The organism is Chryseobacterium jejuense (assembly GCF_900100075.1).
GTDB classification, from domain to species: domain Bacteria; phylum Bacteroidota; class Bacteroidia; order Flavobacteriales; family Weeksellaceae; genus Chryseobacterium; species Chryseobacterium jejuense.
Genome location: NZ_FNEG01000001.1, coordinates 402,579 through 428,597, shown reverse-complemented (window position 1 = coordinate 428,597; position 26,019 = coordinate 402,579). Strand labels below are relative to the sequence as shown.

The 26,019-nt window shown below is 33.8% G+C and carries 23 protein-coding genes; 2 read left to right on the top strand and 21 right to left on the bottom strand.

Features of this window, described 5'->3' with window-relative positions; genetic code table 11:
- Positions 1-116: 116 nt before the first annotated feature.
- On the bottom strand, positions 117-899 hold the full coding sequence (locus BLS98_RS01880; RefSeq protein ID WP_089733039.1) for an AraC family transcriptional regulator: 783 nt from the start codon (positions 897-899) through the stop codon (positions 117-119).
- A 75-nt stretch (positions 900-974) separates the two neighbouring features.
- On the opposite strand from BLS98_RS01880, the gene BLS98_RS01875 reads away from it, so the two are divergent.
- Positions 975-2,123: an MFS transporter gene (locus BLS98_RS01875; RefSeq protein WP_089733036.1), complete on the top strand. Its 1,149-nt coding sequence runs from the start codon at positions 975-977 to the stop codon at positions 2,121-2,123.
- Here the strand turns inward: BLS98_RS01875 and BLS98_RS01870 are convergent.
- The 17 genes from BLS98_RS01870 to BLS98_RS01785 form a co-directional block, all read right to left on the bottom strand.
- Positions 2,120-2,638 (bottom strand): DUF3592 domain-containing protein, encoded by a 519-nt coding sequence (locus BLS98_RS01870; RefSeq protein WP_089733035.1) that lies wholly within the window; start codon positions 2,636-2,638, stop codon positions 2,120-2,122. The two genes, BLS98_RS01875 and BLS98_RS01870, sit on opposite strands and share 4 nt — an antisense overlap.
- Positions 2,625-3,296 (bottom strand): hypothetical protein, encoded by a 672-nt coding sequence (locus tag BLS98_RS01865; RefSeq protein ID WP_089733033.1) that lies wholly within the window; start codon positions 3,294-3,296, stop codon positions 2,625-2,627. Before BLS98_RS01865 ends, BLS98_RS01870 begins: the two co-directional genes overlap by 14 nt.
- Before the next feature lie 42 nt (positions 3,297-3,338).
- Complete coding sequence (locus BLS98_RS01860; RefSeq protein WP_089733031.1) at positions 3,339-4,211, bottom strand: hypothetical protein; 873 nt, start codon at positions 4,209-4,211, stop codon at positions 3,339-3,341.
- A gap of 51 nt (positions 4,212-4,262) precedes the next feature.
- Positions 4,263-4,706 (bottom strand): hypothetical protein, encoded by a 444-nt coding sequence (locus BLS98_RS01855; protein WP_139166062.1) that lies wholly within the window; start codon positions 4,704-4,706, stop codon positions 4,263-4,265.
- 617 nt (positions 4,707-5,323) lie between these two features.
- Complete coding sequence (locus BLS98_RS01845; RefSeq protein ID WP_089733026.1) at positions 5,324-6,007, bottom strand: hypothetical protein; 684 nt, start codon at positions 6,005-6,007, stop codon at positions 5,324-5,326.
- A 72-nt stretch (positions 6,008-6,079) separates the two neighbouring features.
- Complete coding sequence (locus BLS98_RS01840; RefSeq protein ID WP_139166061.1) at positions 6,080-6,658, bottom strand: hypothetical protein; 579 nt, start codon at positions 6,656-6,658, stop codon at positions 6,080-6,082.
- 64 nt (positions 6,659-6,722) lie between these two features.
- Complete coding sequence (locus BLS98_RS01835; RefSeq protein ID WP_089733021.1) at positions 6,723-7,181, bottom strand: DUF3592 domain-containing protein; 459 nt, start codon at positions 7,179-7,181, stop codon at positions 6,723-6,725.
- Positions 7,182-7,297: 116 nt separating this feature from the next.
- On the bottom strand, positions 7,298-7,924 hold the full coding sequence (locus tag BLS98_RS01830) for a hypothetical protein (protein WP_089733019.1): 627 nt from the start codon (positions 7,922-7,924) through the stop codon (positions 7,298-7,300).
- 82 nt (positions 7,925-8,006) lie between these two features.
- Positions 8,007-8,741, bottom strand: a complete 735-nt coding sequence (locus tag BLS98_RS01825; RefSeq protein WP_139166060.1) for a hypothetical protein — start codon at positions 8,739-8,741, stop codon at positions 8,007-8,009.
- A 221-nt stretch (positions 8,742-8,962) separates the two neighbouring features.
- A complete protein-coding gene (locus BLS98_RS01820; RefSeq protein ID WP_089733015.1) occupies positions 8,963-9,460 on the bottom strand; it encodes a DUF3592 domain-containing protein in 498 nt (165 codons plus the stop codon).
- Between the two features lie 19 nt (positions 9,461-9,479).
- Positions 9,480-10,460, bottom strand: coding sequence for a hypothetical protein (locus tag BLS98_RS01815; protein WP_139166059.1), 981 nt, complete (start codon positions 10,458-10,460; stop codon positions 9,480-9,482).
- Positions 10,453-13,104 carry a hypothetical protein gene (locus BLS98_RS01810; protein ID WP_089733011.1) on the bottom strand — a complete coding sequence of 884 codons (2,652 nt, stop codon included), beginning with the start codon at positions 13,102-13,104 and terminating at the stop codon, positions 10,453-10,455. The genes BLS98_RS01815 and BLS98_RS01810 overlap by 8 nt, the downstream gene beginning before the upstream one ends.
- Before the next feature lie 8 nt (positions 13,105-13,112).
- Positions 13,113-13,583, bottom strand: a complete 471-nt coding sequence (locus BLS98_RS01805; RefSeq protein ID WP_089733010.1) for a DUF4280 domain-containing protein — start codon at positions 13,581-13,583, stop codon at positions 13,113-13,115.
- 47 nt (positions 13,584-13,630) lie between these two features.
- Positions 13,631-14,620: a hypothetical protein gene (locus tag BLS98_RS01800; RefSeq protein WP_089733008.1), complete on the bottom strand. Its 990-nt coding sequence runs from the start codon at positions 14,618-14,620 to the stop codon at positions 13,631-13,633.
- Between the two features lie 149 nt (positions 14,621-14,769).
- On the bottom strand, positions 14,770-15,765 hold the full coding sequence (locus BLS98_RS01795; RefSeq protein WP_089733006.1) for an alpha/beta fold hydrolase: 996 nt from the start codon (positions 15,763-15,765) through the stop codon (positions 14,770-14,772).
- Between the two features lie 87 nt (positions 15,766-15,852).
- Positions 15,853-16,839, bottom strand: coding sequence for an EamA family transporter (locus BLS98_RS01790; RefSeq protein WP_089733005.1), 987 nt, complete (start codon positions 16,837-16,839; stop codon positions 15,853-15,855).
- Between the two features lie 127 nt (positions 16,840-16,966).
- The gene (locus tag BLS98_RS01785) at positions 16,967-19,585 is read right to left on the bottom strand and encodes a T9SS-dependent M36 family metallopeptidase (protein ID WP_228425436.1); all 2,619 of its coding nucleotides are present in this window, start codon (positions 19,583-19,585) and stop codon (positions 16,967-16,969) included.
- Positions 19,586-20,262: 677 nt separating this feature from the next.
- Here BLS98_RS01785 and BLS98_RS01780 point away from each other — a divergent pair.
- Positions 20,263-20,952: a hypothetical protein gene (locus tag BLS98_RS01780; protein ID WP_228425434.1), complete on the top strand. Its 690-nt coding sequence runs from the start codon at positions 20,263-20,265 to the stop codon at positions 20,950-20,952.
- Between the two features lie 264 nt (positions 20,953-21,216).
- On the opposite strand, the gene BLS98_RS01775 is transcribed toward BLS98_RS01780, so the two are convergent.
- The 3 genes from BLS98_RS01775 to BLS98_RS01765 all read right to left on the bottom strand — a co-directional run bounded on the left by BLS98_RS01775 (position 21,217) and on the right by BLS98_RS01765 (position 25,703).
- A complete protein-coding gene (locus BLS98_RS01775; protein WP_089733000.1) occupies positions 21,217-22,635 on the bottom strand; it encodes a T9SS type A sorting domain-containing protein in 1,419 nt (472 codons plus the stop codon).
- A 163-nt stretch (positions 22,636-22,798) separates the two neighbouring features.
- Positions 22,799-24,217 carry a T9SS type A sorting domain-containing protein gene (locus BLS98_RS01770; RefSeq protein WP_089732998.1) on the bottom strand — a complete coding sequence of 473 codons (1,419 nt, stop codon included), beginning with the start codon at positions 24,215-24,217 and terminating at the stop codon, positions 22,799-22,801.
- 67 nt (positions 24,218-24,284) lie between these two features.
- Positions 24,285-25,703 carry a T9SS type A sorting domain-containing protein gene (locus BLS98_RS01765; RefSeq protein WP_089732996.1) on the bottom strand — a complete coding sequence of 473 codons (1,419 nt, stop codon included), beginning with the start codon at positions 25,701-25,703 and terminating at the stop codon, positions 24,285-24,287.
- Positions 25,704-26,019: the final 316 nt, after the last annotated feature.

Here is a 26,019-nt window from a genome sequence, read left to right as displayed (position 1 = left end):
TAAATGAGTATTTTATATAAACCACCCCGTCAAAAATTCTTTGAATTTTTGCCACCCCTCCAAAGGAGGGGAATATTTAGTGCTTCAACTGGGATATTTAAGCTCAATACAATATTTTACTCGTTTTTCATGAGATATTGCAGAGGCGTTGATCCGGTGTGTTTTTTAAAGAATTCAATAAAGGCACTGTCTGAGGAGAAATCTAAAATATGAGACACCTCCCCTATTGAATTTCCATCCACTAAAAGTTCTATGGATCGCTGAAGACGCCATTGCTGCCTCCATTCCTGATAAGAAAGATGGGTTTCCTTTTTAAAAATACGGGTGATGGTCTTTTCAACCGCTCCCGTTTCTTCTGCCAGTTTTTTCAGCATGGGTGGCATAGAATTTCGTATTGTCCACTCTTCTACCATTTTCTTAAAACGTCTATCAATAGGCATTTTAAGCTCTAGTCTTTCTTCAGGAGCTTTTCCTATTTCATCCCAGAATACATTCAAAAGATTCTTCTGAGTAGTATTCAGAGAAGCCCATTCCCAGAAGCAGATTCTTTCAATAATTTCTTTTAACAAAGCATTTACATGCAGAACCTTAAGACTGGAACTCATATATTTTTCAGCATATTCACTATCAAAGTAAATAGATCTATAAGCTACAACATTTCGGAAATTCACCCGGTGAGTTTCATTGGCTGGAATCCACAACATTCTGAATGGCGGCAATATAAACTGATGATCGGAAGTTGTTACCGTCATACAGCCGGAAGGTGCATATAGCAGCTGTGCCTTTGTTTTATGGTTATGAAATCCGGAATCGTGCATGACCATATCAGAAGCAATTCCAATAATCTTTTCTTTGAGTGCATCTGCATCAAATTCTTCATTCTGCTTTAATATAGCCATGTCTTATTTTTGATATTTTTTGTTTTTATATCATTATAAATATACACTGAATTTTTCAAAACTTTGCAGAAAAAAATGAAAAAGACAAATCCGCTTTGGCTATTGACGCTTCTGGTTATGCTTCCTCAGTTTGTGGAAACCATTTACAGTCCCGTTTTGCCAATGGTTCAGCAAACATTTGGAGTAAATGAAGAATCTACCACCTTAACAATAAGTCTGTATTTTATTGCATTTGCTTTGGGAGTGGCATTTTGGGGTATACAATGCGATAGGATCGGAAGAAAAAAGTCGTTGGAATATGGACTGATTACTTATGGAATTGGAACTTTTGCTGCCATTTTTGCGCCCAACTTTATGGTTTTACTTGCTGCAAGAATTATTTCTGCTTTTGGAATTTCTGTAGGATCCATTGTTACCCAGACTATTCTTCGTGATACTTATGACAAAGACCATATCAGCAAAGTATTTTCATGGATTGGGATTGGTTTATCCATCAGTCCGGTTATCGGAATGACCGCTGGTTCAGCTCTGGCTTCTTCAGCCGGCCATCAAGGTGTGTTTATTACTTTATATCTGGTGGCAGTGGTATTTTATATTCTTTCCAGAAGAAATGTTTCCGAAACTCACCATTTTGGAAAAGAGATCAATTTTCATATCCTGTTCAATTTACTGAAACGAATGCTTAGAGACCGGGAAATCATCAGATGTTGTTTATTGGTTATGAGCTTTAATGTTTTGTTGTTTTCGTATTATTCACTGGCTCCTTTTATTTTCAAAGGACAGCAGTATTCATCCTATATTTTCGGGTATAGTAGTATTATATTGGCTGCTGGAACTTTTGTGGGGGCAAAGCTAAACAGATTTCTACTTTTAAAAAACATTGCGCCTAAGATCTTAGTTACCTCCAGTGTGATTGGTTCATTTGTAGCTTCTGTTTTTGTATGGATCTTAACCAGTTATGGGATTTATTTTCTGGCACCATACTTCTTTATTGTGATGGCTTTCAGTATGGCTATTCCAAATATTCTGAGTACTGCCTTAATCCATTATAAAAACGAAACCGGAAGCGCTGGGGCTTTATTGGGACTTATTTATTATGTATTGATAGGAAGCGGTTTGATAAGTATAGGTTTTATTCAGAATCTGGGAATTTCATGTGTTATTTTTTCAGGGATTGGAGTCATTACTTTACTGGCATTCAAATCAAAAGAAAAAACCGTTTAAGTTATAAACGGTTTTTTCTTTTTTAATGTTCCAAAGTAATATATTAGAACAAGCAATCCAATTATTAATGGGATCATGTAAAGGCACAGGAATATAAATGGGCCAAACCAAAGATTCCAAAACCCACCAAGAATGGCTTTGGAAGGATCTTTTTTATCAAAGTACACGGTTACATCATTGGACCATTCTTTGCTGTTACTGCTATAATCAGCATGAAGAATATATGAATGATTGGAAGAATCATAATAAGTGATAACCGGAGAATACATTTTGGTATAATTAATCTCGTCACCATCCTTCGACCAGCTTTCTTTATACCCCGTAATCCTTGCTTCCGTTTTCACTCCATTAGATACTAAATTGATATGCCTGTACAATTTACTACAATTGTAATAGACTCCTCCAGCCCCCATTCCCAGGAATAAAAGTGTAAAGATAGTAGCGAGAATAACGATTAAACGATTATCTCTTTTTTTTTCTATTCTGTATTGATTTACCACATCATTTCTTTCCATACTCTTTTTTCAGGTCTTTAAATTTTTCTTTGTAAAAGTTTTTATCATTTGCTGAAGGCTGCACTTTTAGTTCTTTCAAATGAATTTCTGAATCTGAGTTTCTGAGTTTTGTTACATTTAAAAATTCATCATAGAAGACTTTATCAAAAAAATGAGGTAATTCACTTTTATATACGGCTATCAAAGCAATACTTTTATTTATTCTTTCATACTTTAAACCAAGTATCAATTCTTTAGATTCCCATTCATGGGTTACAACATTCGGATCATCATTTTTCAATTCAATCTGATGATAACTCTTATCTGCTGAAATACGTCTTACAAGGTCCTGATATACCTTATCTCTATTATTTTCAGCATCAGTTTCTACTAAATATCCTTTAAAACCAATGATTCTCTCTTTATTGCAATAGACATCCATATAATCAAGCTTGTGATCTTTAAAAGGCTGCCATTTTTCCTGAATCTGAGTTCCCTGTAATACAATCCTACGATGAACCTCATCTGTATAATTATGATATCTCAACGGATATGTTTTATTGGTAAAAACGCTTTTAGGCTCCTGCAGAATATTCAAATCTGTTTGTTCAGATTTTGACTGGCAGGAAATCATCATCAGATTGAGAAAAAGAATAATGAATGTATATTTGATTTTCATTTAATTATATAATTTCTGTCTTTCAGCAAGGTCTTAAGTTCTTTACAGAATAACTTCCAAAGGAGCATTTTTACTTTTCCTGTATAATAATATATATTCCAAAAATGCATCGTCTTTATTTTCACTATCAATATAAATTCCCGGAGCTTCATTTTTCTTTTGGAAACCAGCCAATTTTCCGTTTCCATAAAACACAAGTTTATAGTTTTCTAATGGAAAAAGTTTTACTTTTTGGTTTTGAATTCCATCAACATAGGATTTTTCAACTTCCGTTCTCTGATCCTGTGTGTAATACATTGAAGCAAAGGCATTCTCCTGTCTCCATTTTACAAGCTTTTTATATTTGGATAAATCTGCATTTTTAAATGCTTCCGTATAGTCTCTATATATTTCTTCTATTTCTTTTCTTATTATTTCCGGGTCTTCCTTCGTAAGATCAACTCCCTGTCTCCAATCAATCAATTGATAAGGAATATTGGTTTCAAAGGAGTTTTCTATGCTAAAACTTCCTTCATTTTCAGATTCAAAGGGGGAAGTTTGATAAGAAAACACAGTTTTTTTCTGCTGTGTCTCTCCTTTCGGATATTCATTAATTGTTAAGGAAGCATAGGTATTCGTAGAAAATGGCTTTCCATCTACAGAAATCATTTTAAATGATACTTTTTGACCGCCGCTTTTGGGAATAAAATTATTGATAGGCATCCGTAGCACCGTGGCACCAATATTATAATTAAAATAAACAGGAACATCATTCACATAGACTTCCAAATAGCATCCTTGGGCCTCAACTGCCAATTCGTATATAGGCTTATTGATATTAATTTCGCTTTTTATTTCCTTTGAATTGTACTTACCTGAACACCCAACATTTCCGATTATCACCAGAAATAGTATTATGAAAATCTGTTTACTCATTATTGAACTGTTTTATCTGATTTATCAGTGGTTAAAATACAATACATTCAGTTACCCTCTCATCATCCCATGCTTTCTAAGAATATTAGCTAATGGCATTTTTTCCCTGCTGTACATAACTCTCATCTTTGAAAATGCATTCTTCCTATCTTCTGTTCTCCAAAACAGGCTATTCTTCAGATCAGGAAGATCTGCTTCCGGCATACCTTCTTTTATAAGTGCCAGCAATGGTTCAATCTCATTGTCATAATATGTTCTCTTGATCTGATAGGGATTATTATTGTTATTCATGATGGCACAGATGATTTTATTCCACCAGCCTTTCTTTTTCTCATACTGTATGGGCTGTGAAAAAAACATATACAATGAATATTTCCTGGAAGGAAACTGACTGGAAATTACGATATCATCAATTGAATTAAAGGCTATTTTTTCTTTAAGAAAAGGGTTTTCTATAACCAAAAAATGGCCTTCTAAATAACATTTATCAAACATAGACTGCTGGTTATTAAGTTTTATTATCTTGATTTGAACCAAAATCTGAATTCAAAAAACAGCAATACTGAATAATATCCGATCACTGTAGTTCCTAAAATTACAGTATTTTCCCAAACATTGAAATATTTTAAGAGCAAACCAACAGGAATTCCGTAGATAGCTGCCCACACAAAACAAAAAACGGAACCTCTCCCACTTATAAATATATCATTTGCTGAAGTTCCATATTCGCCTGACTGGCTTATAAAACTTATCAGATTTGTCAACATAATGATAAGAACTGAAGCTAGTAATTGAATAGTATTCCAAACTGCTATTACAGAACCTATGGTGAATAAGGAAAACAATATGATGTATATCCTATAATCTGCAGGATCTTTTTTCGTTTTGGTGTTTTGCCCTAGTCCTATCAGAAAAAAACTGACTGATAACAGAAATATTTCAAATCCAATCTTTTTCTCAAAAATAGTGAGGAAATTTTGTGGATCTACATTGTTTATCAAGCTAATCCATGTAAAAATTATTCCGACATATTTAAAAACCGGAGTAAAAGAACCAATGGCTCTACTATTTTTATTTTCTGATAATCTCAAAATGAAATGAACTTGTCCTTATCATTTAAAATCAGACCAATCTCCGGAGTTCAACTTTCCTTTCAATTGATCTACATGCGCTTTACTGCAAATATATAAGTGTGTTTCTTCTAAATTATCGCTTTCTATTTCCTGAATTTCGTTCTTCTCTTTTTCGCTTAATATGATATGCGGCTGGTCAAAATCAAGCTTTTTTCCTGAGACAATCTGGATTAATCTGTCATCTAAAACCCATGTATAATGATAAGATGTAAACAATGAGAACTCCTTTTTCTCAACAGTAGGTTCTTTGTAGGCTTTTGTTAATTGAACTATTGTATTTTGAACTTTGTCATAAGGAATTTTGCCTGTAGCAGACATTAACATCAAATCCCCTTTTTCTGTAGTAAATGTTTCTAATTGTGAAAAAGTAAGTTCCTTAAATTTTGCAACCGTATCCTCAGGTGAATAACTTTTTACATCGTATTCTATTCCCACTATTGTATTTCTATCTCCATACAAGCTTACATCATATTCATTAACAGTCTTTTTTTCAACATAATTAAGGTCTCTTATTGAACCTGCCATTGATTTTTTATAAAATTTCTCAACATTCATGGTCAAAGAAAGCTTTTCTAAGTCGAAAATATCCTTCCCATATTCCTGCGACTGGCATGAAATAATAGTGAACAATAGGAAAGAATAGATCAATAGTTTTTTTCTCATAGTAAAGCGTGGTTTGGGAATGGTAGAAGGTTTAGTTTCTGCTTGGGAAAATCATCATTAAGTTGAAAATATTTATTTTTTCATCTGGATTAAACCTCTTTTTTTATAATTTTCCAGATCTTCTTTAAGCAGAGTTCTATTTAAATATAATATATTTTCTGATTCACCCCAAATGTATGAACGGCTAAATAAAACTTGTAGTTTTTCGATAGTATTCAGTTTTTCAAACTCTTCTATTTCTAAAAACGGTATAAAAGGTGGAGGTACTAATTCTAATAAATTTCCTTTTCTATCCCTTACATTTGAAAAATTATCGTAATCAAATTCTATAATATTTTCTCGGTCAGATGTTATGCTAAATTTATAAGTCCCTGTAAAAGTCTTTAATTTCTTAGTTTTATCCTTAAAGCTTACTTTATACTGCGTATCATTTAAAAACTCTATTTTATAAGAAGTTTGCTCTTTACTTAATTTTAAATTCAACTCATTCCCATTCCTTCTTAAAGATTCTATATACTCTACACTCAAGTACCAAGATGTATTTTTAAGAGGAAAAGTCTTTGGATTAAACTCCTGTGCAAAAGCAAAACTATTTTTCATAATAGCCACTAGCATAATACAGGCAGTTAAGTACTTTTTAAGATGTCTCATAAATTATTTAAAATTTTTCAGTACTGATTATCAGAGGTCAAATTATTTGATAATCTCTAATTTATTATTTCTTTATCATCAACCTGATATTATATTTAAGCAGATATAACCCCAGCCCCAGAGGAATCAAGGACAGACACAGTACAACAAACGGTGAAAACCATAAATGCCAAAGTCCACCCCGAATGGCTTTTGAAGGAGCAGCTTTATCATAATAAATTGTTACTTCATTTGACCATTCCTTACTATTACTGCTATAATCAGCATTTAGTGTATAAGACCTGTTAGCAGTGTCATAATAGCTAATGATTGGAGAATAGAACCTGGTATATTTATTCTTCTCTTGCTTTCTGCTTTCTGTATAGCTTGTAATATGTCCTTCCGTTTTTACACCATTCAATACCAAACTGGTATGCTTATAAAATTTAGCTATGCTGTAATATACTCCTTTTCCGCCGAAGCCAAGGAATAAAAGCATCAATATAAGGGAGAAAAAGCTTACCCAGAAACTGTTATTTTTCATGGTTTATTATATTCATCTCCTGGCCATCGTTTGAAAAACAAGGAAAGCTATTTATTTTAAAATCAATTGAAAATTCAGATATAAAATTCTTATAATTCATCTTCATCATGGTTATATTAATTTTCTTTACAATCTTTTTCCAAACATATGGGTGAAAGATCTATTGACATTATATTTTTATCGATATTAGACTTAACAACAGCTATATTTACTGTGTATTCTTTTTCTTTCAATTTAGTAATTGTTATTGCATAAATTTTATCAGGAAAATTCCATTGATAAAGTTTTGAATTAGAAAACTCCAATCTTTTATTGGGTTTAAGTTTAACTCTATATTTACCATATTTTTTGTCCAAATCATTAATGAGGTTAACTGGATCTTTATTGGTTTCTATAAATGATGTAAAGGCTTGTATTTTTTTATCCTTATCTGCAATTACATCTACCCGATTGTTGCTAAACTCCATAAGGTTAACCATGGATACCTTAGCATTCTTATCTTCAATTTTATTTCGATATAACCAAGCTTTACTTTTTTCATTTGTTCTATCCAGCTCAACATGAGGAACCTTTGAAAATAATGTATCAATACTTTCCTTAAAAGTTACTTTATCTAAATCTATGCTTCCCTCCTTAGATCCTAAATATTTAGGGTTTTCTTTTGATTGGGATTGGCAGTTTTGAAAAATAACAAATAAAGCCAATAGCAATAAGAATTTGATATTATATTTTTTATTATTCATCAGTATAATTTAGGGGATTCTCAAACAGTGTTTTCTCATCAAATCCTAAAAAGCCATGTATTCTACTACTCACCAAAATTTTTTACCAAGCTTTTAATTCATTACTTCCTTCAGGCATATACAAGAATAAAGGGTCACCACCTTCAACTACTTTCCCTGTTGAATTCTCACCTTTCAAATACAATAAAGGATTGTGATTTCTTTGCCATAATGCCACAATTTTATTATTTGCATAGAATTGCATATAATAATTTTCAATAGGAATAAAAGTTCTATTTTTTAGTTTAGAATCTACGATCCCATATTGGTTTTCATTTTTATTTTTCACTTCCTGAATATCAGTATATGTTGTATTATATACTAAGGCAGCAGAGTGGGCACTAAGGCTTGTATATGCAGCTACATCTGATTTTTCACAAATGGTTCTTACTTCATTATATTTTTTTACCACCAGCTCTTCAATATTAGGAATTTTATTAAGGGTAACTGCCTTATCTAATTCTTTACTATAATCAAAAGGAACTGTAGCATCAAAATCAATTGTATGTTCATAAAAAGGAAGTTTTTGACTTTCTAATCCTTCTGGCAAAGTAAATTCAGCTATTTTTTTGTAATCTTTTAAAGAACTACTTTTATCAGGTGCATTAAAAATATTAACTTTAACATGAGCATACTTAGTAATATATTGATCTCCGTCCTTTGGATAAATTTTAATTTTTAAAGTTTGCTTACCACTTTTAGTAATCATCACGTTTAAAGGTAACATAATACTTTCTCCTCTATTTTCTGTTAATCGATAGTCAACATTATTTTCCATTTCGACAACAAGTTTACAGCCTTGTTTATTCATTTGTAGTGAATAAACTGGTGTGGTACTATATGAATGGATGGAACTGATGATGTTTTCTTTTACTTGTCCATAAATATGAGAACAATTGAATATCCCAACCATCATTAGAAATAAGAATATATACATTTTGGGGTTCATCATTTACAAATTTCACAACCAACTATTATCCAGCAAATTAAAAACATTAATTACTGCAAAAAACTAAAGATCTTCTTTACAATTTTTTTTATAACAACAAATATTGGCTGTCCAAAATAACAACCTACGGATAGTGCCAAAACAGACATTCCCAGAATTAAAAAGGGCCAGAAAAAGAGATTCAGAAAACCACCTCTTGTTGCTTTTTGTGGTTTTTCGGAATTGTAATACATGGTTACCTCATCATCATTCTCCTGACTACTGCTGCTGTAATCTGAATGATACTCTCTTACAATACCTTTATTATCTTCATATTGTATGAGCGGTGAATACATTTTTGTAGAATTTCCTTTGTTATTAGTGGAATAACTCCCCTCATAACCTATAATTTTACCCGTTGTTTTATTTCCAAAAACAACTAAACTAAAATTTTTTCCTAATTTCTGGATACTATAAAAAATTCCCCCAGTGCCCAATGTAAGCAATACAAAGATAAAAGAGATGTAAAGTGTCGTAATAAAAAAACCGGAACTCTTATTTTCGCTCATGTTAAAAAGTAACTAAAAATTATCTTATCACTTCCAATTCATCAGAATTTTGTGACATATGAAATAGGATTGGAAATTTAATTGTTTCTTCTTTTACTTTTCCATCTTTTGCTTCATGCTTAATTTTAGTTCTCAATGCTGATCCTTTATCACTTATATTCTCTAATGTAACGAGTCTATTATAGCCATAAAAAACAACTTTTGCATTATCTAATGGTTGTACAACAGCATTTTTTTCTGTAAAGGCATCTTTATCAAATTTCACACCTTCAATAATTTCGTTAGGCTTTAGATAAAAAGAAATATTCATTTCAGAATCCTTTTGTTTCTTCATTTTTTCAAAAGTTGAATAATCTTTATTGGCTAGAAGTCTTTGTATTTCTTTATATTTATCTAATACTTTTTGTTCTATATCAGCAACTTTTGTTAAATCCTTAGAATTTGACCATCCTTCAAACTGGTAAGGAACTTCCGCATCAAATTCAAATTCTTTTTCAAAGTAAGGAAGTCCAGATTCAGGAATAGGAATGGAGGGAAGTTGAAAAACAAGAACTTCATTAATATCATTATAGTCCCAAGCATCTTTTCGATAAGCAATTGAAAGGGTAAATAAAGGAGTATTCTTATCTGAAACTGTTAATTGATTTTTCCCAATATTAGGATACAACTTAATTTTAAGTTTTTGTTTACCACTATTCAGAATACAAGAATTAATAGGAGCAGAAGATGTTAATGCACCTCCTATACCTATTTTTTTGGCAACTGGAATATCATTTATCAATATTTCAAATTGGCATCCACTATTACTGTTATCAAAATCAACACTATAATATGGGCGAGATGAGAACGAGTTTACTTTTTGCTCTATTTCTGATATCATCATGTCTTCTGTCTTTGTTTGAATTGTATTATTTTGTTTTTGTTCTTTATTACCTTGTGAGCAGCTATATATGAAGCATGAAAATGTTATGCAGATTATTTTTATACTTTTTTTAATCATTTAAATAATATTTTTTATCAATATCTAATTTATCTTCCTTAATAACAATAAACTCTTCTGCTGTTTCCCTTTCCGTACTTGCAAATTTCCCAACAAAAGTTAGTGTTATTTTAATTCCAGAGTGTCTAACAATAGGTTGTAAATATAACCCTTTAACATCATCAAGCCCAGCTGAAAGGCCTAATGAAAAATAACCTTTTCCTTCAGCTCTTGCTTCAAAATCAAAATCAGCTTCATAAATGACTGCTTTTACTTTTCCAGTAGCTTTTGCAGATAAAGTTAAGCTAAATCCAAATTGGCCTTCCGCTTTTAAAGTGCCTTCTTTTTTTAATTTACTTAGTTCTATATTTCCCTCAATGACAAGCTTTCCATAAAATTTAAGATCAAATCGAACAGTCGCATTTGCTGCATAGGCCAATAAATCTAATGATGTAATTACTGCTTCAGCTGCAGGGTGTAATTTTTTACCCCATGCTATCAAGTCAATAATAGCTTCTGCTCCAATTACAGGATCTGCTTTTGCAACCAAACCAAGAGTTGGAGCTAATATATTATCTTCACCTTTTTCCTTTCTACCAAATTTATATTCCCATCCGGCACCAATAGAAATTTGTGGAGATAACACTTCAATGCTTAGCGGAATTCTACGAACTCTTTCCAATACATTCCCTCTGAGACCTTCAGTTGAATTTCCTCTATCACGACCAGTTACCTTATCAACAAATTGTTTTATCTTGACAAAAGAACCAATGATAAGTTTTACTTTTTCCGAAATCTTTTGGTCTAATTTAGCAGTTTCTGTTTTATTCCATTTTGCTTCTATTGATAAACCAAACTTTGTTTCTACTGTACCGTCATAGCCATCAATATCAGCCGCCTGAGCCCTAACAACTGCTGCTTCTACCCTATGTTGTCGCATTTCAACCCAGGTATCCCTATAATATAAAGGGTTTTTCATACCATAGTTAAGATGGAAGGTCCAACTTACATTAGGATATACTTTTATTTTTGCAATCTGGTTAGGATAACGACACGTAGAAATAGGTACAAAATACGTTTGAACTAAATCCTCTGTTAATATGAAATAGTTAAATAACCATAATTGATTTACAATTGCAGCCGGATATTTACCTACATTTCCTTCAAAGAAAGTTTTATTATAAGCATACCTCAACATAAGCATCATTTTATCCTCTCCTTCGAAGTTAAAGTCTACTTTTTCTTTCCACTGTTGTACATCACCTACATCTTTAGAAGGTCCTCTCTGTTTATCCGGAACAACATCTACATCTCCTTTCTGTTGCGGGTCCTGCAACACTACATAAACCCCATCTTTATCCCTTAAAGCAGGCATTACTCTATCTATCTGAAAAACATGTTTCACTTCATTATGTTTTTGCCCTGGCTCTAATAAAAGAAGACCATTACATAAAACATTCTTGTTTGTTAAACCACCTAATTTAATAGATATATTTTTTCTCTCATCCCCCGTAATTATCCCAAATGTTTGTGCAGTACGGTCGATGGGATTCTTAGTATCATTTTCATCAAATATTACTAAAGCATCTCTATCGGGGTCACTTTCATCTTTTATAGTAATGGTACTATAACCACAGGGGTCAATACCCTTTTGAGTATAACGTATATCTCCTATATATTGTATCTGATTGTTCTTTTCTACCTCAAATTTACTCAAGAGATCACTCATCTTATCAAAAGGAACAAGTAGCTCATTAGAAGTATCATATATCCATCTGCCATTTTCTAATCTGCGCCAAAATGATGTTACTTTTTCTGAGTCATATTCTCCAATAGGAGCTACATAACCTGCAGGAAGTAAAACAGGACCAGAATAACCAATGTAACCTTTTAGCTTAAGATAAAACTTTTCATCGATTTTTTTATCAACATGATTTTTCTGCCAATCAGCATCAATTGTAAATTTTAAGATTTTAGTTGGATTGTAATCAAATGTACCTACCTCTCTATTTGTGATTTCCTGTTTTTCCAGTTTAGCAACAGTCTTTCCTTTATTGATAAGCTCAACATCAAAAACAAATTTATCTGAACGGTTCCTATAATCAGGCATTAAGTGTGTATAGACCTCTATATTAACGGTCTGCCCATAGCCAGCTTTTGTTTCACTGTTTTCAAGTGGAACATATCCCGTTTCTGGAAATTTAAAATGACAGTATAAAACCTGAGGTTTGCCTAAAGGGACAACTCTCAATGCGGTTGTTTGGTCTGTCTCAGGGAAAACACTATAAGGAATTAATAAATGAATAACTCCAAGATCACCAACTTTACCATCATTAAAACTATTGACATCCACAACTAAGTTATTCCCCTCAAAGGTTTTAAGCCCCTTCTCTTCGGTAGTTAATTTTGCAAAAAAATCACTAGGGCTGAGCTTAGAATATGCCCGTTTATAACTGGACCAAACATGCTCTCTTACCAGAAACCATTTTACTCCCTGAATTGTAGTTTCAGGATTTCCTGTTCCCGGCCCCAAACAAGATTTATCAATATAAGCTGTAAAAGAATCGTTTCCGTGTCCTAATTCTACAAGAAAGCTATTATTATATGGTTTTACATTCTGCTTGGCATCTTTAATTAATGCTTTTTTAATCCCTGCTGTACCCATGGTTTTCTTTAAAAATTAGTTTTATAAGCCTCTTTTTCATTATAGTTCTTCATATCCATCACAGGATTCACATGCGACTGCAATTCACTATCTGCGTTCTGAAGGTTCTTTTTGGTAGGTTCTCCCATTTGTCCGGATTTAATGATAGAAATACAGTCTGTTCCTCCGATGGGACAGGTTGCTTTGCTGTCTTGCAGCAGGATATAGCCTCCGGGTGGATCGTAGAGTTCTTTTTCGTAATAGCCGCTCCATTGGGTTACTACGGCTGAGCATGGGGTATTATTTTTTTTGGCGCATGAACCGAAAGTATTCTTCTCAAAGGTAGCTCCGATATCTTTATGGGTAGCCGCAAGTTTACTGCTACCAGCATTGTCATTCACATAATATTTGGTCTGCGTAAGTACTTTCAGTTTATCTGGAGCCGAGCCAAATTTACATTGGCAGACAGCTCCCTGTACTACTTTTTCTTTTAGTGACATTTGGTGTGTTTTTGTAAAAATAAGTCTTTTTCCTGAACCGATACGTTTTACCAGTCATTTTCTATTCTTTCGAAATTATCAAATCCCCATTTATTAGGCGGAACTTTTACAAGGCCACCTGTAATAAAAGGACTACTTTCATCCAATACTTTGTCTTTATATTCTTCTGAACCCAACTGATACTGGGTATAATGGATCTTTTTCACGAATACTTTTTTCCCCGACCAATCTCTTGAGAATACTTCAAAATAAGCTCTTGTGTGCATCGGAAAATGGTGGTACAGATCATGATCGAAAATCACCTTAAGCGTCATATAAAGAGTACTATCATCATGGTGACCCTCAGGATAAAAATACCGTGGAGCCAATAGTTCTTCACTTTCAAACTCTATGACAAAGGAATGGTAATCTGTAGGAAATTTATCGATAGTCTGTACTCCTGAAAATTTTAACGGTCCACGATAAGGAATCACGGAAAGATAAAGATCTCTTTCAACCTTTCTGGTATCTCCGTAATGAACGAATTTGGAATGAAAAAACAAGTTCCAGAACCAGTCATTGTGCAGACTTTGTTCAATAACGGCTTTATTTTGAAGCTTACTTTCAAAACTGGCAAAAAAATCATCCAATTCTTTACTGCTGTATTTATCGGATATTTTTGATTTTTGAATCTTCCACCTTTCCAGCATCTTATCATGATTGATAATCTCACCTGTTCCCGTTCCTTTTTCATTAAGATCTACTTCTACAGGATAAATGGTGGCAGATAATGCTGATGAAATAATCTCATTGATCTGGTCTGCCTCATGCTGGTTGTAAAAAATATCTTCCTTATTAATGCTTAATGATCCTTTACCATACTCAACGTTCAGATTGGCGGCTATGGTATAATCTATTCTTTTGGAAGGTTTTTCTTCATTATCAGAATAGTATTTCACAGATACTCCATACCTTCTCCCTTGAAGTCCGGAAGGTTTTATTTTGATCGTATTTAGCCTATGTAAAATTTGTTTTTTAGATAATCTGATCTCCGACATTATTAACTTAGCGTATCTTTAGTGTTTCCCCAAAGTTAATAAAATTCTGTTTATCACCCATTTTGGATAAATAGGAAACCCTACAACTACTTCAACTCCTTACTACAGCCAGATTGCATAAATTTCATTGTGCCAAAAACTTGTTCAGACTATTTAATAAAATTATATAAAGCTTCAAAAAACTTAGGATACACTTCAATATGTGGGAGATGGCCTACATTCTCAAGTTCCACCAACTGGGATCCTTCAATTTCACGCTGAGTTTTCTTTCCCAGTTCCTGATACTGCCCCATTTTGGACTGAAGTTCCTTGGGAGCTCTGTCTTTTCCTATTGCTGTCCGATCTCTCGTCCCAATGATGAGTAAAGTAGGGGCTTTTATATTTTTGAATTCATAACAAACAGGCTGGTTATAGATCATATCTGAAGTCAGAGCAGCATCCCATGCCACCAGCGGATAGTCTTTATGAAGAGTCCAACCAGCAATAAGATCAAGCCATGGCTGGTATTCTGCCTTCCATTTATTGTCATAATAGAATTTCAACTGATAATTCTTATAGGTTTCAGCTGTATTCTTAAGCTCCGATTGGTAAGCCTGGTCTATATTCTGATAGGCAGCAAATGTCTTATAATCTTCAAGTCCGATAGGGTTTTCAAGAATCAACTTCTGAACTTTTTCAGGATAAAGCAAAGTAAACCTTGTAGCAACCATTCCACCCATTGAATGTCCCAGAACAATGGTTTTATCAATCCCTAATTCATCGAGAATAGCTTTTGTATTTTCGGCCAGTTGTGAAAAAGAAAACTGATAACTGTGAGGTTTTGATGATTTCCCAAACCCAATCTGATCCGGAATAATGACCCTGAATCCCTTTTCTGAAAGATCTTTGGCCGTTCTTTCCCAATAAGCACCATTAAAATTTTTCCCATGGAGAAGCAGAATGGTTTTCCCGTTGGCTTTTTGAGGCTTCACATCCATATAAGCCATCTTCAGATCATTACCCTGCGATTTTAAATTCTTAAAATGTACTTCGTAAGGATATTGATACTCAGACAACATAGCATCAAAAGGTTTTGTCTGTGAAAACAGAACTCCTGATCCGGTTACGAATAGTATTGCAGTGGCTATATTTCTGAAATATCTCATGGTACTTTATTTTTAAGGTTTTAAAATTAAAAAAACCGCTCCAAAAGGAACGGTTTTCAACTGTTATTTTTAGTTAAATATTATTTTTTAAGACAATTCTGCTATAGAAACTTCTTTTTCTTTTTTGGATGGAAGGTTCATTAAAACAATAGCAAAAAGAATTAATGCAATCCCTACCCACTGTATTAAAAATACTTCTTCGCCCAATAAAACAAAGGCCATTGTGACGGAAACCGGAAGCTCCAATGAAGAAACAATACTTCCCAGTCCTAATCCTGCATTCGGGAAACCGATATTGAACAGAATAGGTGGAATGATGGTTCCAAACAAAGCTAAAATAAAACCATAGGTCAGGAATATTGAATAATTGAAAGGATGAATATGCTCTGTATTTTCTGTAAAATTCAAATAGAAAGCTTTTAATCCGTCAAAATACATAGGCCCTATCTGTGCAAAGAACAGGAATGCAAAAACAACAATAGAACCACCTGTAAGCATAATAATACTCTTTCTGAAAACAGGCAGATGAGTAGCCAATGTGTTCGAGGTAAACATCGTTAATGTATACGAAGCCGCTGCCATCAGTCCCCAGAAGACACCGTGCCAATCCAGTTCGATCTCCATATTAATAAGGTTGGTAGCCAAAACAGTTCCCAGCAATACTATAATTACAGCAATAATTTTCCTTGCATTCGGCAGTTTCTTGGTGATAATACTTTCCACCACTACACTGAACCATACAGACTGCATCAGCAATACAATAGCAATGGAAACATTGATATATTGAACTGCGATATAATAAAACAAACTTGTTCCTCCCAATGACGTTCCGGCAAGCATCAGCATTCTGACCTCTTTGGAGCTTGGCATTGATAATTTCTTTTTTGAGGTTAGAGTTTGAATCAAATTCAGGATCAAAAGTCCTGCTAAACCTAGTACAAATTGGGATGTTGTTACTTCAGATGTTGTAAAACCATCATGATAGGCCATTTTCACAAAAGTGGCCAACATTCCGTATATACTAGCACCAATTCCTACAAATAAAACACCTTTTAGTATATTTTTCTTCTTCATAATTTTTTTAACAGCCTGCAAAGGTACAACATATAAATTAAATTATTTTGAAGTATAGGCATGATAGATAAACGAGATCGCCGCAAGCTTTGCTTGCGGCGATCTTTCAAATTGATTATATAGTTAGTTATTTTTTAACAATCACTTTAGAATTAGACTCAAAACCAAGTCCTTTCACTTTCACGATATAAGTACCGTTTATCAGGCGACTTGTAGAAATTGCCTTTTTATTTTCAGGAGAAATCTTATCTTCTGAAGAAACTAATTTACCAGACATATCATACAGCTCTACACTTACTTTTCCAAGAGTTTTGCTTGGGAAATTAATATAAAACTCATCTTTTGCAGGGTTCGGATAAATCGAAATTTTTTGATCTTTATATGAAGTAACTTCATCTGTACCTAGTGAAGCACATTCTTCTGGTATATTAAAATTTTCCACCTGATCCGTAATAACATTCTTAACTCCTGCTGAAGCTCCTACACCAAGTCCTCTTTTTGCAAAAACTTTCCAGATCATACATTTATCCTGACCGTTTGTTGTTGCTACATCTGCTGCTAATATGGCGTTTCTTCCATCAATAAAGCTAGGATTACACCCTTGAAGCTTTAAAGCATCTGTTACTAATTGTAATACTTTTGAACTTCCATTAGGTGTAGTTGACATTACATCTGAAGAATATCCATATTTTTCCACATACTTCCAATGAAGATCCCATAACATAGTTGCCCAAACGAAGCCAATAGAATGAGAATCAGTAACCAAAGCACCGTTAGTATTTGTATACTGCATTTGATTAGTCGCTCCATAAGTATAAGGATTCACAGCAAAATTCGGAGAGTATTTAGCTGGTCTGATCCCGCCACCTGTTATTTCTTCTCCACCGGCGTAAGTTCCCATACCTCTTGCTACTGAAGCATTATCTCCAGGTCTGTTGGTAAGCATCAAAGCAAAGAAATCAGACCATCCTTCTCCCATTTGTTCTCTACTCACAGATGTAGATAAACATCCTGATCCTGTACCTGTTAATCTGTTCGATATTCCATGTCCATATTCGTGGGTTACAATTCCATTATCAAAACTTCCATCCGGAGTAACACTTGTAGCAGGATCATTTTTAAGCGTAATATTTACTGTTGTGTTGGCTGTAAGCTGAGTCTTGATATACTCTCCTTCAGAATTTTCAATAGAAACTGTAGGAATTGTAATAGAAGGATCTGATCCACCCATTCCCGATGGGAAATTTGTAGCTGTTGCATTATTATAGATCACTACAGCTATAGCACCTGCATCCTGAGCATTTTTTGTTTTAACTGCAAAGCCACAATTCGTTCCACCTCCTCTTTCAATAAGGCCTATTTTACCAGTAAGTGATCCCGCTGGTAATGCTGTACAGCCAGTTACGTTTGAAGCCAGTTGTACATCTCCGGTTATTGCAGTACCTGTTAATGCAGGGCCAAACTCAGCAGTTCCGGTAATAGGTTTACGAGCTACCGCTGCTCCTGGAGTATTGTAAAAGAACAGCTGATTTACTGCAGACCATAAATACATCTGCATATATGGTTTATTTCCGTCTGAAGGAGTACCAAAGTTGGCATTATTAAGTCCACCTCCATCTTGTCCCTCTGCTTCTACATAATCATTACCTAATCCACCATTTCCGAAGTTACTCTGTTGAAAGTTTCTTGCTGTTTCTGTAAATCCGAATTTATAAAATACATCATGAATTTTATTATTCAAATAGAACAAATTGGTAATAGAAGCATTCTGATTAGCTGCTGGCGTTCCGTTTATACTGAATGGAAAATCAAAATTTCTGGTTGCTCCACCATCAGGAGAAAGGCCAGGAGCATCAGCATTTGCTGTATCTTCATAAGCGTATACATTATTTCCTCTTGTAATGGTATAACGATTTTCTCCATCAAAATGCCATCCTTCCGGGGAAGCCGGCAAATACCATGGATTAGAAATGATTTGTCTTGAACCAAATGTTGGAGCTTCTACTGGTAAAGCGAAAACATTATAGCTGGCATTATCTGGTACCAGGAAAGGAGTAAACTGAGTATTTGTTGTTGACGGACCTGTCGGGTTATTTTGAACAAAGTCCATCTCTGAATGACTGTGAGAATAAGCTCCCGGATGAAAACTACAAGATACATTCAGGTCGGTTTTATCCAAGATCTCACCTGTATTGGTATCAATCAGATAAGTCCAATAGCTTGGTGATTTTGGTTCTCTTAACAGATACTCATAAGCAAGTTTTAAACTTCCTTTATGCTCTACATATACAAGTCTTTGCTTTGCAACTTTTTTGCCTTCCGTAGCTTCTCCTGCAAAATCACGAATAAGAAAGTCACTAATCTCCTTTTTCTTTAAATCGTCTGCTATGGTATGAAGTGCAGCCGTTTTACTAACAGCCACATTACCAGATGCAGATACAGTATAATCTTTTACAAAATTATCCGTGTAATAAACAACTTTATTATCCTTAATAAGAGCAGTTCCTACAGAATTATATATTGGTAAGCCTTTATAAGTCTGTAAAAATTTTACAACATTACCATTTAATGATTTTGACGGATCTACATTATCTACAACAAAATTATTGAGATCAGATTTTTTATATTCTCTTATTTTATTTTGAGAAATATAATCCTTAATAAGCGATTCATTATCTTGTCCGAAAGCAATAGCCGGAAATACAGAAAACACTGCAAACAGAATAGGTAGAGTTTTATTTTTCATATCCATTATTAAAGACGCGAATCTACAAAAGTTTTGCATTAAAAATAGACAATTGATGAATAAAATTAAAAATAAATTATAAAGCTATTTTTCAACATGAAACTCTCCAGCATTATTGGTAAAAATTATCAACCCTTTTATGAGTCATCATTTAATTGACAACCACCAGGAAGCAAAACTTTCTCTTTTGCCATAAAAAGCCATCTCACTTTTTGGAGAAAGCCTCTCCTTTGTAATGCTGTAAAATAGGTTTAAAGTATCTCAAAAAAAACAATGACAGGAGTAAAAATAAGGTGAAAGATATTTTAAAATTCACTACACCATAACAGAAGAAATTGATATTTTTATATATTTCCGAATTCTTCTTAATTCCTTATTGGTTTACTTTTAATATCTTAGGTACATTCAATAGTGAGATTAAAGATCACAAAGTAGTATATAAACTTTTTTAATCACTCAAAAAAATGAAAACTATTACAATCAAAATTTTATGTTTATTTTTCTTATTCAGCCTACTTTCTTGCAATGGATCACTAAAGACTCAAGATGATGAAAGCATATGGCTAGTATTTCAGCCCAAAGTCGAATTAAATAGATCTGTAACTCTAAGACTATTTTTTAGGAACCAACCTGATAATGGAAGCATCAAAGTCCTTTCGGCTCCCTCAAAGACAGATATGGAATTAGATGGTACAAAGATTGAAAAAGAAATAAAATCAGATGGAGAATATTATTTCTACGATATCTTTTTTGAAGCAGCAGTACTGGGCAAGTCAAACCTTCCCATTATAGAAGCAAAAATAGGTGGAAAGACCTATAAAAGCAAAGCAGAAACTATTGAAGTTGTGAAAGAACAGAATGTAGACAATAATGCAGTGAAATTGGTATTAAAAACAGACAAAGATCGCTACCATGTTAATGATACAATTAAGCTCTCATTGTATGAATATTCTAAATTCTCTCAGATCTCTAAATTTACTCCGGCAGATTTAGTTAAAAAGGGCGCACCCGAGGCTTTATTCGAAGTGATTGATGTGGGAAACGTAGATTATGAAGTAGGTATCGTAGGTTTTAAAAAATACATAGATGCCCATTTTAATGTAGCAAGTTATCACTGGAACGTAAACGAAACAGGCAAGCGAATGGCCACACTAGATGGTGTCCCTTATATAAAAAGCCTGATTTTCCATATGAAAATGAAGGCTAAAGAAAAGGGGACTTTTACCATACCCAAAAGTAGGTTCGATTTTAAAATCTATCCTTATGAAGAAGCTTTCCGAGAGGAAATGCTTGGCCCGGAGGAAGTTTTGCGTACAAAAAACAAGATAAGCTCACAATCTAATATACTAAACATTATTGTGGAATAGTATAGGTAAAGCCAACTAATCCTGAAAATCTGATATAGATTACGGGACAAAAATAAATAATTAAACCAGAGTAAATTTTATTTTGCTTTGGTTTTTGTTTTTATTGGTTTTCATTTTAATTTGAGATTGTTCATGCATTTCGTTTAGAGTGAGATAGTGATTTAAAAAATGAGGTCATAGATCATTGTAATTTTTTTTACTCTTAAATATCTTTTTTAAAATAAAGCATAAAAAAACTGCTCTTTCGAGCAGTTTTACTTTTATCTATTTCTTGATGATCTTTTCTGAATATTTTTCGTTTTTATCTGTTGTTACATTAACAATATACACTCCTTCTTTTCTGGAGCTCAGATCTACTTCTATTTCTTTGTCTCCACGAAGCACTTTATTATAAACCATATTTCCAATTAAATCTCTTACTTCCAATGTTCCTGATTTAATGTCTTTGTTCAGGATTACTTTAAATAATCCGTTGGTAGGATTTGGGGTTAGCTTCAACATTTTTTCTCCCACAGAAGACTTTGCGCTCAGAAGCATTGGACAATCTAAATTAATATCATAATCGAAAAATGGGTACTTATTCCAGCTATATGCAACAGAACTATTAGGAGCATTGGATATCATCTTCACCCTAAACTTATGTAGACCTGTTGACCCAGCATTCAATGCATGAGCAAAACTGTAAGGAGTGAAATTATATTTAAAAGAATTTCCCGTTCCAAATACAGGATCAGATTCCATAGGATATACTGCACCCGTCTGCATATTGATTAATTCCAACTTAAGCTCCTGCAACGTAGCCCCAGCCGGAAGCACATAAGCTCCAGTAAGATCAGAAGTACCCGATATACACGCACCTGGTTCATAAAGAAAATCCAGAGTTCCCATCCCATTAGAAAGACATATATATGCAGCCAAATTTTTCCAGTAATTCACTTCATAATCATACATTCCAAAACCGTTAGTTCTATTAAAATAAGATCTTGGATGCCCATTACTAGGATCCGCAGCAACCATTTCATATTGATCCGTGTAAGCCCCCTCACTACTTGCAATAGATGCAGCTGCAAGAATTGCATTATTATCTGTACTCACATGAACTACTGTAAATCTTATGGCTCTGTCTATTTTAAAATTCATCACATTGGCAAATGCATCATAGGAACCATAATTTGAAGCAAAAGCAGGATCTACAAGATGTGAACTAAGACTGTTTGAATCTCTTTCTGCATCAGTAAAGACAATGACCCTTCCAATCTGTATTTTATTTAATGTTTTTTGAGGGCTTATGATATCAGTATTTGAAACTCCATCTAAAGCATCACCAACCAATCCTACTGATTTTTGGAAATTATCTCCAAAATCCAGTCGGCGTTCAAAATTCTGTGCTATTAAAAGATCGTTGGTAAAATCAGATTCAATGTAAATTAAAGGTTTATATACTCCCGTATCGTTATCGAACACTCCTGTTCCATATTGTACTACTGCAAATCTGCTTTCAGGATTACAAGCCAAAAGCTGTTCCATTAGCTTATTGGCACCCCGCCTCATCTTGATATATTCTTGTTTGGTAGTAGTTCCTCCATTATCCAACATAATAATGTAATCAAATCCATTTTGCGCATTAAGAACACTCCATGACATCAGGAATGTCATAAAGAAAAATAAGAATGTTTTTTTCATGGTTAAAAGTTTTAAATTTAGATCCGTTAAGATAATATTTTATCAACAAACAGTTTGATTAATTTTAAAATTTTAACATTTTATAGAATTATAATTAAATATATACTAAAAAACATATTAATACAAAAATAAAAACTGCCCGGATGAGCAGTTTTACTTTTATTTATTTCTTGATGATTTTCTCAGAGTAGATTTCGTTTTTATCTGTTGTTATATTAACTATATAAACTCCTTCTTTTCGGGAACTCAGATCTACCACTATTTCTTTTTCTCCACGAAGTATTTTATTATGAACGGTATTTCCTACCAGATCTCTGATTTCTAATGTTCCTGATTTAAATTCTTTATTCAGGATTACTTTAAACATTCCACTGGTAGGATTTGGGGTCAGTTTAAACATCTTTTCTTCTACTGAAGACTTTTTACTCATAAGCGTTGGGCAATTCAAATTAATATCATAATCAAAAAATGGATATTTATTCCAGCTATACGCAACTGTACCCCAAGAAGAAGTAGAGGTCATCTTTACTCTGAACTTATGCGGACCTGTTGATCCTGCAAGTACAGCATAAGTAAAGCTAGAAGGGGTAAAACTAAAATGAAATGAATTCCCTATCCCAAGCACAGGATTAGCTATTATAGGATACACCTCCCCTGTATCCAAATTGACTAATTCAAGTTTAATTTCCTGCATAGCAGCCCCAGCCTCAAGATAATAATTCCCAGAAAGACCTGAAGTACCATTTATACATACTCCGGGTTCATAAAGGAAATCTACAGTTCCTCTACCACTAGAGTTGCATATAAATGCCGCCAAATCCTTCCAGTAATTTATTTCGGTAGGCAACATATGAAATCCGTTAGTTCTATTATAATAGGATTTTGGGTAACCATAATGTGGATCTCCAGGAACATCCTCAAAATCATCATCATAAGGACCAAAAGGACTAGCAATAGATGCTGCTGCCTTAATTGCATCATCATTTGTATTAGCATGAATTACACTAAATCTTATCGCTCTATCTATTTTAAAATCCATCACATTTGCAAATGCTTCATATGAAGCATAATTGGATGCATAAGCAGGATCTACAAGATAAGAACTAAGACCATTTGAAGCTCTTTCCGCATCAGTAAACACAATAACTCTTGTATCATGTTCTATATTTAGTGTTTTTTGAGGACTTATAATATCAGGATTTGGAATCCCATCGATAGCATCTCTAACCAACCCTACAGATTGTTGTAAATAATCTCCAAAATCTAACCGGCGGTAAAAATTCTGTGCGGTAAAAAAATCGTTGGTAAAATCAGACTCAATATAAATTAAAGGTTTATATACACCTGTATCTTCATCAAGCACTCCAGTTCCGTATTGCACTACTGCTACCCTGTTATCAGAATTACAGGCTAACAATTGCTCTATTAGCTTAATAGCACCGCGTCTCATCGTGTGGTAATCTTCTTGATTCATAGAACCTCCATTATCCAACATAATAATATAATCCCCTTGTCCTTGTGCTTTAAGACCATTCCATGACATCAGGAATGTCATGAAGAAAAATAAGAATGTTTTTTTCATGGTTAATCTTTTAATTCGGTTTTTAATGAGTATAAAAAACTGCCCGGATGAGCAGTTTTTTATTTAATTATTTCTTGATGATTTTTTCTGAATAGATTTCGTTTTTATCTGTTGTTATGTTAACTATATAAACTCCTTCTTTTCGAGAGCTCAGATCTACTTCTATTTCTTTACCTCCACGAAGCACTTTATTATAAACCATATTTCCGATTAAATCTCTTACTTCCAATGTTCCTGATTTAATGTCTTTGTTCAGGATTACTTTAAATAAACCGTTAGTAGGATTTGGTGTCAGTTTAAAAAGCCTTTCTTCTGTCTGTAACTTTGCAGCTCTCAGGTGCGGACATTTCATCGTAATATCATAATCAAAGAATGGATAATTGTTCCAGGCATAAGCAATTTCATAGTTACCATTATAAAGATAAACCATAGAAACTCTGAATTTTTGTTCACCAGTTACCCCACCATTCACAGCATTATCAAAGTCTGAGGGTTGAAAATAATAATTATAAAAATTCCCAGGACCGAAGTTAGGGGTAAAATTTACGGGAAATACCGTTCCGTTCTGCAACCCTATCAGCTCTACTCTAAGGTTTACGAGAGTAGCACCGGCCGGAAGGTTATAATAACCACCAATACCTGACGTGGCTCCTATACATTCTCCCGGTTCATATCTGAAGTTCACCGTTCCCATTCCATTGGTATTGCATATATTCGATGCAAGGTTTGGCCAGTAATCCATTTCCGGCTGCCCTACACTAAACCCGTTAGGTCTATTATAATATAATCTTGGCAGCACCCCATAATCAGGATCTGAAGTATTAGGCTCCAATGGTGTTCCTGTATAAGAACCTCCTGCACTCGCAATAGATGCAGCCGCCCCTACTGCCGCATTATTTGTATTGGCATGAATCATTGTAAATTGCGCTCCCATCATTTTAAACTTTACAGCCATCTCAAACGCCAATGGATCACTATAAGCTGTATTATTATAATTCACCAGATAAGATCCGTCAGCACCTCCTGAATTCCTTTCTGCGTCTGTAAATACTACAAATTTTAAAGGCTGTGTATTACTCAAGGTCATTTGAGGGCTTATGATATCATTATTCCCGCCCCCACTTAAAGCATCTGCAATCAGAACCAGGGATTCATTAAAAAGATGCCCGAAATCCAGACGTCTTTCAAAGTTTTGAGCAGTAAAGTGGTCGTTGGTAAAATCGGATTCAATATAAAGTAAAGATTTTCCAGTTCCGCTGGTATCACCAAATTTTCCGGTTCCATATTGCACAACAGCAACTCTGTTTCTGGTATTGCAGGCTAACAGCTCTTCCATCAGCTTAATGGCTCCCCGTTTCATATGAGCGTATTCAGCGTTAGTAACAGAATTCCCATTATCCAGCATGATAATGTAATCAGATTGTGCTTTAAGCTCGCCCCATGATATCATGAGCGCCATGAAGAAAAATAAAAATGTCTTTCTCATAATTAAAATTTTGTTTTAGCTTGCCAAAAATAACATATTTACATTACAAAGTGAAATATTTTAATTATTTTTAAATAAAAAAAGAAAATATTTAACATTAATCACAAAACATGACAGGTTTATTCATTGTTTCTGTTATTCTATCAACAGGTATTTATCATGATGACTATTTCACTAGCCCCGATAGTAACGGTTACCCCACAGCAAGAGTTGGAGAGCGAGAAGGCCTGAGTATTGGAGGGTGATGGCGCGAGGAGTATGAGTGGATAGCGGGAAAAAGCTCCTGAAATAAGGCACAAAAAAAGCCGCTCAAATG

Coding starts and splice junctions, on each gene's coding strand:
- BLS98_RS01880 (WP_089733039.1), bottom strand. CDS start 899: ATGGCTATATTAAAGCAGAATGAAGAATTTGATGCAGATGCACTCAAA.
- BLS98_RS01875 (WP_089733036.1), top strand. CDS start 975: ATGAAAAAGACAAATCCGCTTTGGCTATTGACGCTTCTGGTTATGCTT.
- BLS98_RS01870 (WP_089733035.1), bottom strand. CDS start 2,638: ATGGAAAGAAATGATGTGGTAAATCAATACAGAATAGAAAAAAAAAGA.
- BLS98_RS01865 (WP_089733033.1), bottom strand. CDS start 3,296: ATGAAAATCAAATATACATTCATTATTCTTTTTCTCAATCTGATGATG.
- BLS98_RS01860 (WP_089733031.1), bottom strand. CDS start 4,211: ATGAGTAAACAGATTTTCATAATACTATTTCTGGTGATAATCGGAAAT.
- BLS98_RS01855 (WP_139166062.1), bottom strand. CDS start 4,706: ATGTTTGATAAATGTTATTTAGAAGGCCATTTTTTGGTTATAGAAAAC.
- BLS98_RS01845 (WP_089733026.1), bottom strand. CDS start 6,007: ATGAGAAAAAAACTATTGATCTATTCTTTCCTATTGTTCACTATTATT.
- BLS98_RS01840 (WP_139166061.1), bottom strand. CDS start 6,658: ATGAGACATCTTAAAAAGTACTTAACTGCCTGTATTATGCTAGTGGCT.
- BLS98_RS01835 (WP_089733021.1), bottom strand. CDS start 7,181: ATGAAAAATAACAGTTTCTGGGTAAGCTTTTTCTCCCTTATATTGATG.
- BLS98_RS01830 (WP_089733019.1), bottom strand. CDS start 7,924: ATGAATAATAAAAAATATAATATCAAATTCTTATTGCTATTGGCTTTA.
- BLS98_RS01825 (WP_139166060.1), bottom strand. CDS start 8,741: ATGGAAAATAATGTTGACTATCGATTAACAGAAAATAGAGGAGAAAGT.
- BLS98_RS01820 (WP_089733015.1), bottom strand. CDS start 9,460: ATGAGCGAAAATAAGAGTTCCGGTTTTTTTATTACGACACTTTACATC.
- BLS98_RS01815 (WP_139166059.1), bottom strand. CDS start 10,460: ATGATTAAAAAAAGTATAAAAATAATCTGCATAACATTTTCATGCTTC.
- BLS98_RS01810 (WP_089733011.1), bottom strand. CDS start 13,104: ATGGGTACAGCAGGGATTAAAAAAGCATTAATTAAAGATGCCAAGCAG.
- BLS98_RS01805 (WP_089733010.1), bottom strand. CDS start 13,583: ATGTCACTAAAAGAAAAAGTAGTACAGGGAGCTGTCTGCCAATGTAAA.
- BLS98_RS01800 (WP_089733008.1), bottom strand. CDS start 14,620: ATGTCGGAGATCAGATTATCTAAAAAACAAATTTTACATAGGCTAAAT.
- BLS98_RS01795 (WP_089733006.1), bottom strand. CDS start 15,765: ATGAGATATTTCAGAAATATAGCCACTGCAATACTATTCGTAACCGGA.
- BLS98_RS01790 (WP_089733005.1), bottom strand. CDS start 16,839: ATGAAGAAGAAAAATATACTAAAAGGTGTTTTATTTGTAGGAATTGGT.
- BLS98_RS01785 (WP_228425436.1), bottom strand. CDS start 19,585: ATGAAAAATAAAACTCTACCTATTCTGTTTGCAGTGTTTTCTGTATTT.
- BLS98_RS01780 (WP_228425434.1), top strand. CDS start 20,263: ATGGAATTAGATGGTACAAAGATTGAAAAAGAAATAAAATCAGATGGA.
- BLS98_RS01775 (WP_089733000.1), bottom strand. CDS start 22,635: ATGAAAAAAACATTCTTATTTTTCTTTATGACATTCCTGATGTCATGG.
- BLS98_RS01770 (WP_089732998.1), bottom strand. CDS start 24,217: ATGAAAAAAACATTCTTATTTTTCTTCATGACATTCCTGATGTCATGG.
- BLS98_RS01765 (WP_089732996.1), bottom strand. CDS start 25,703: ATGAGAAAGACATTTTTATTTTTCTTCATGGCGCTCATGATATCATGG.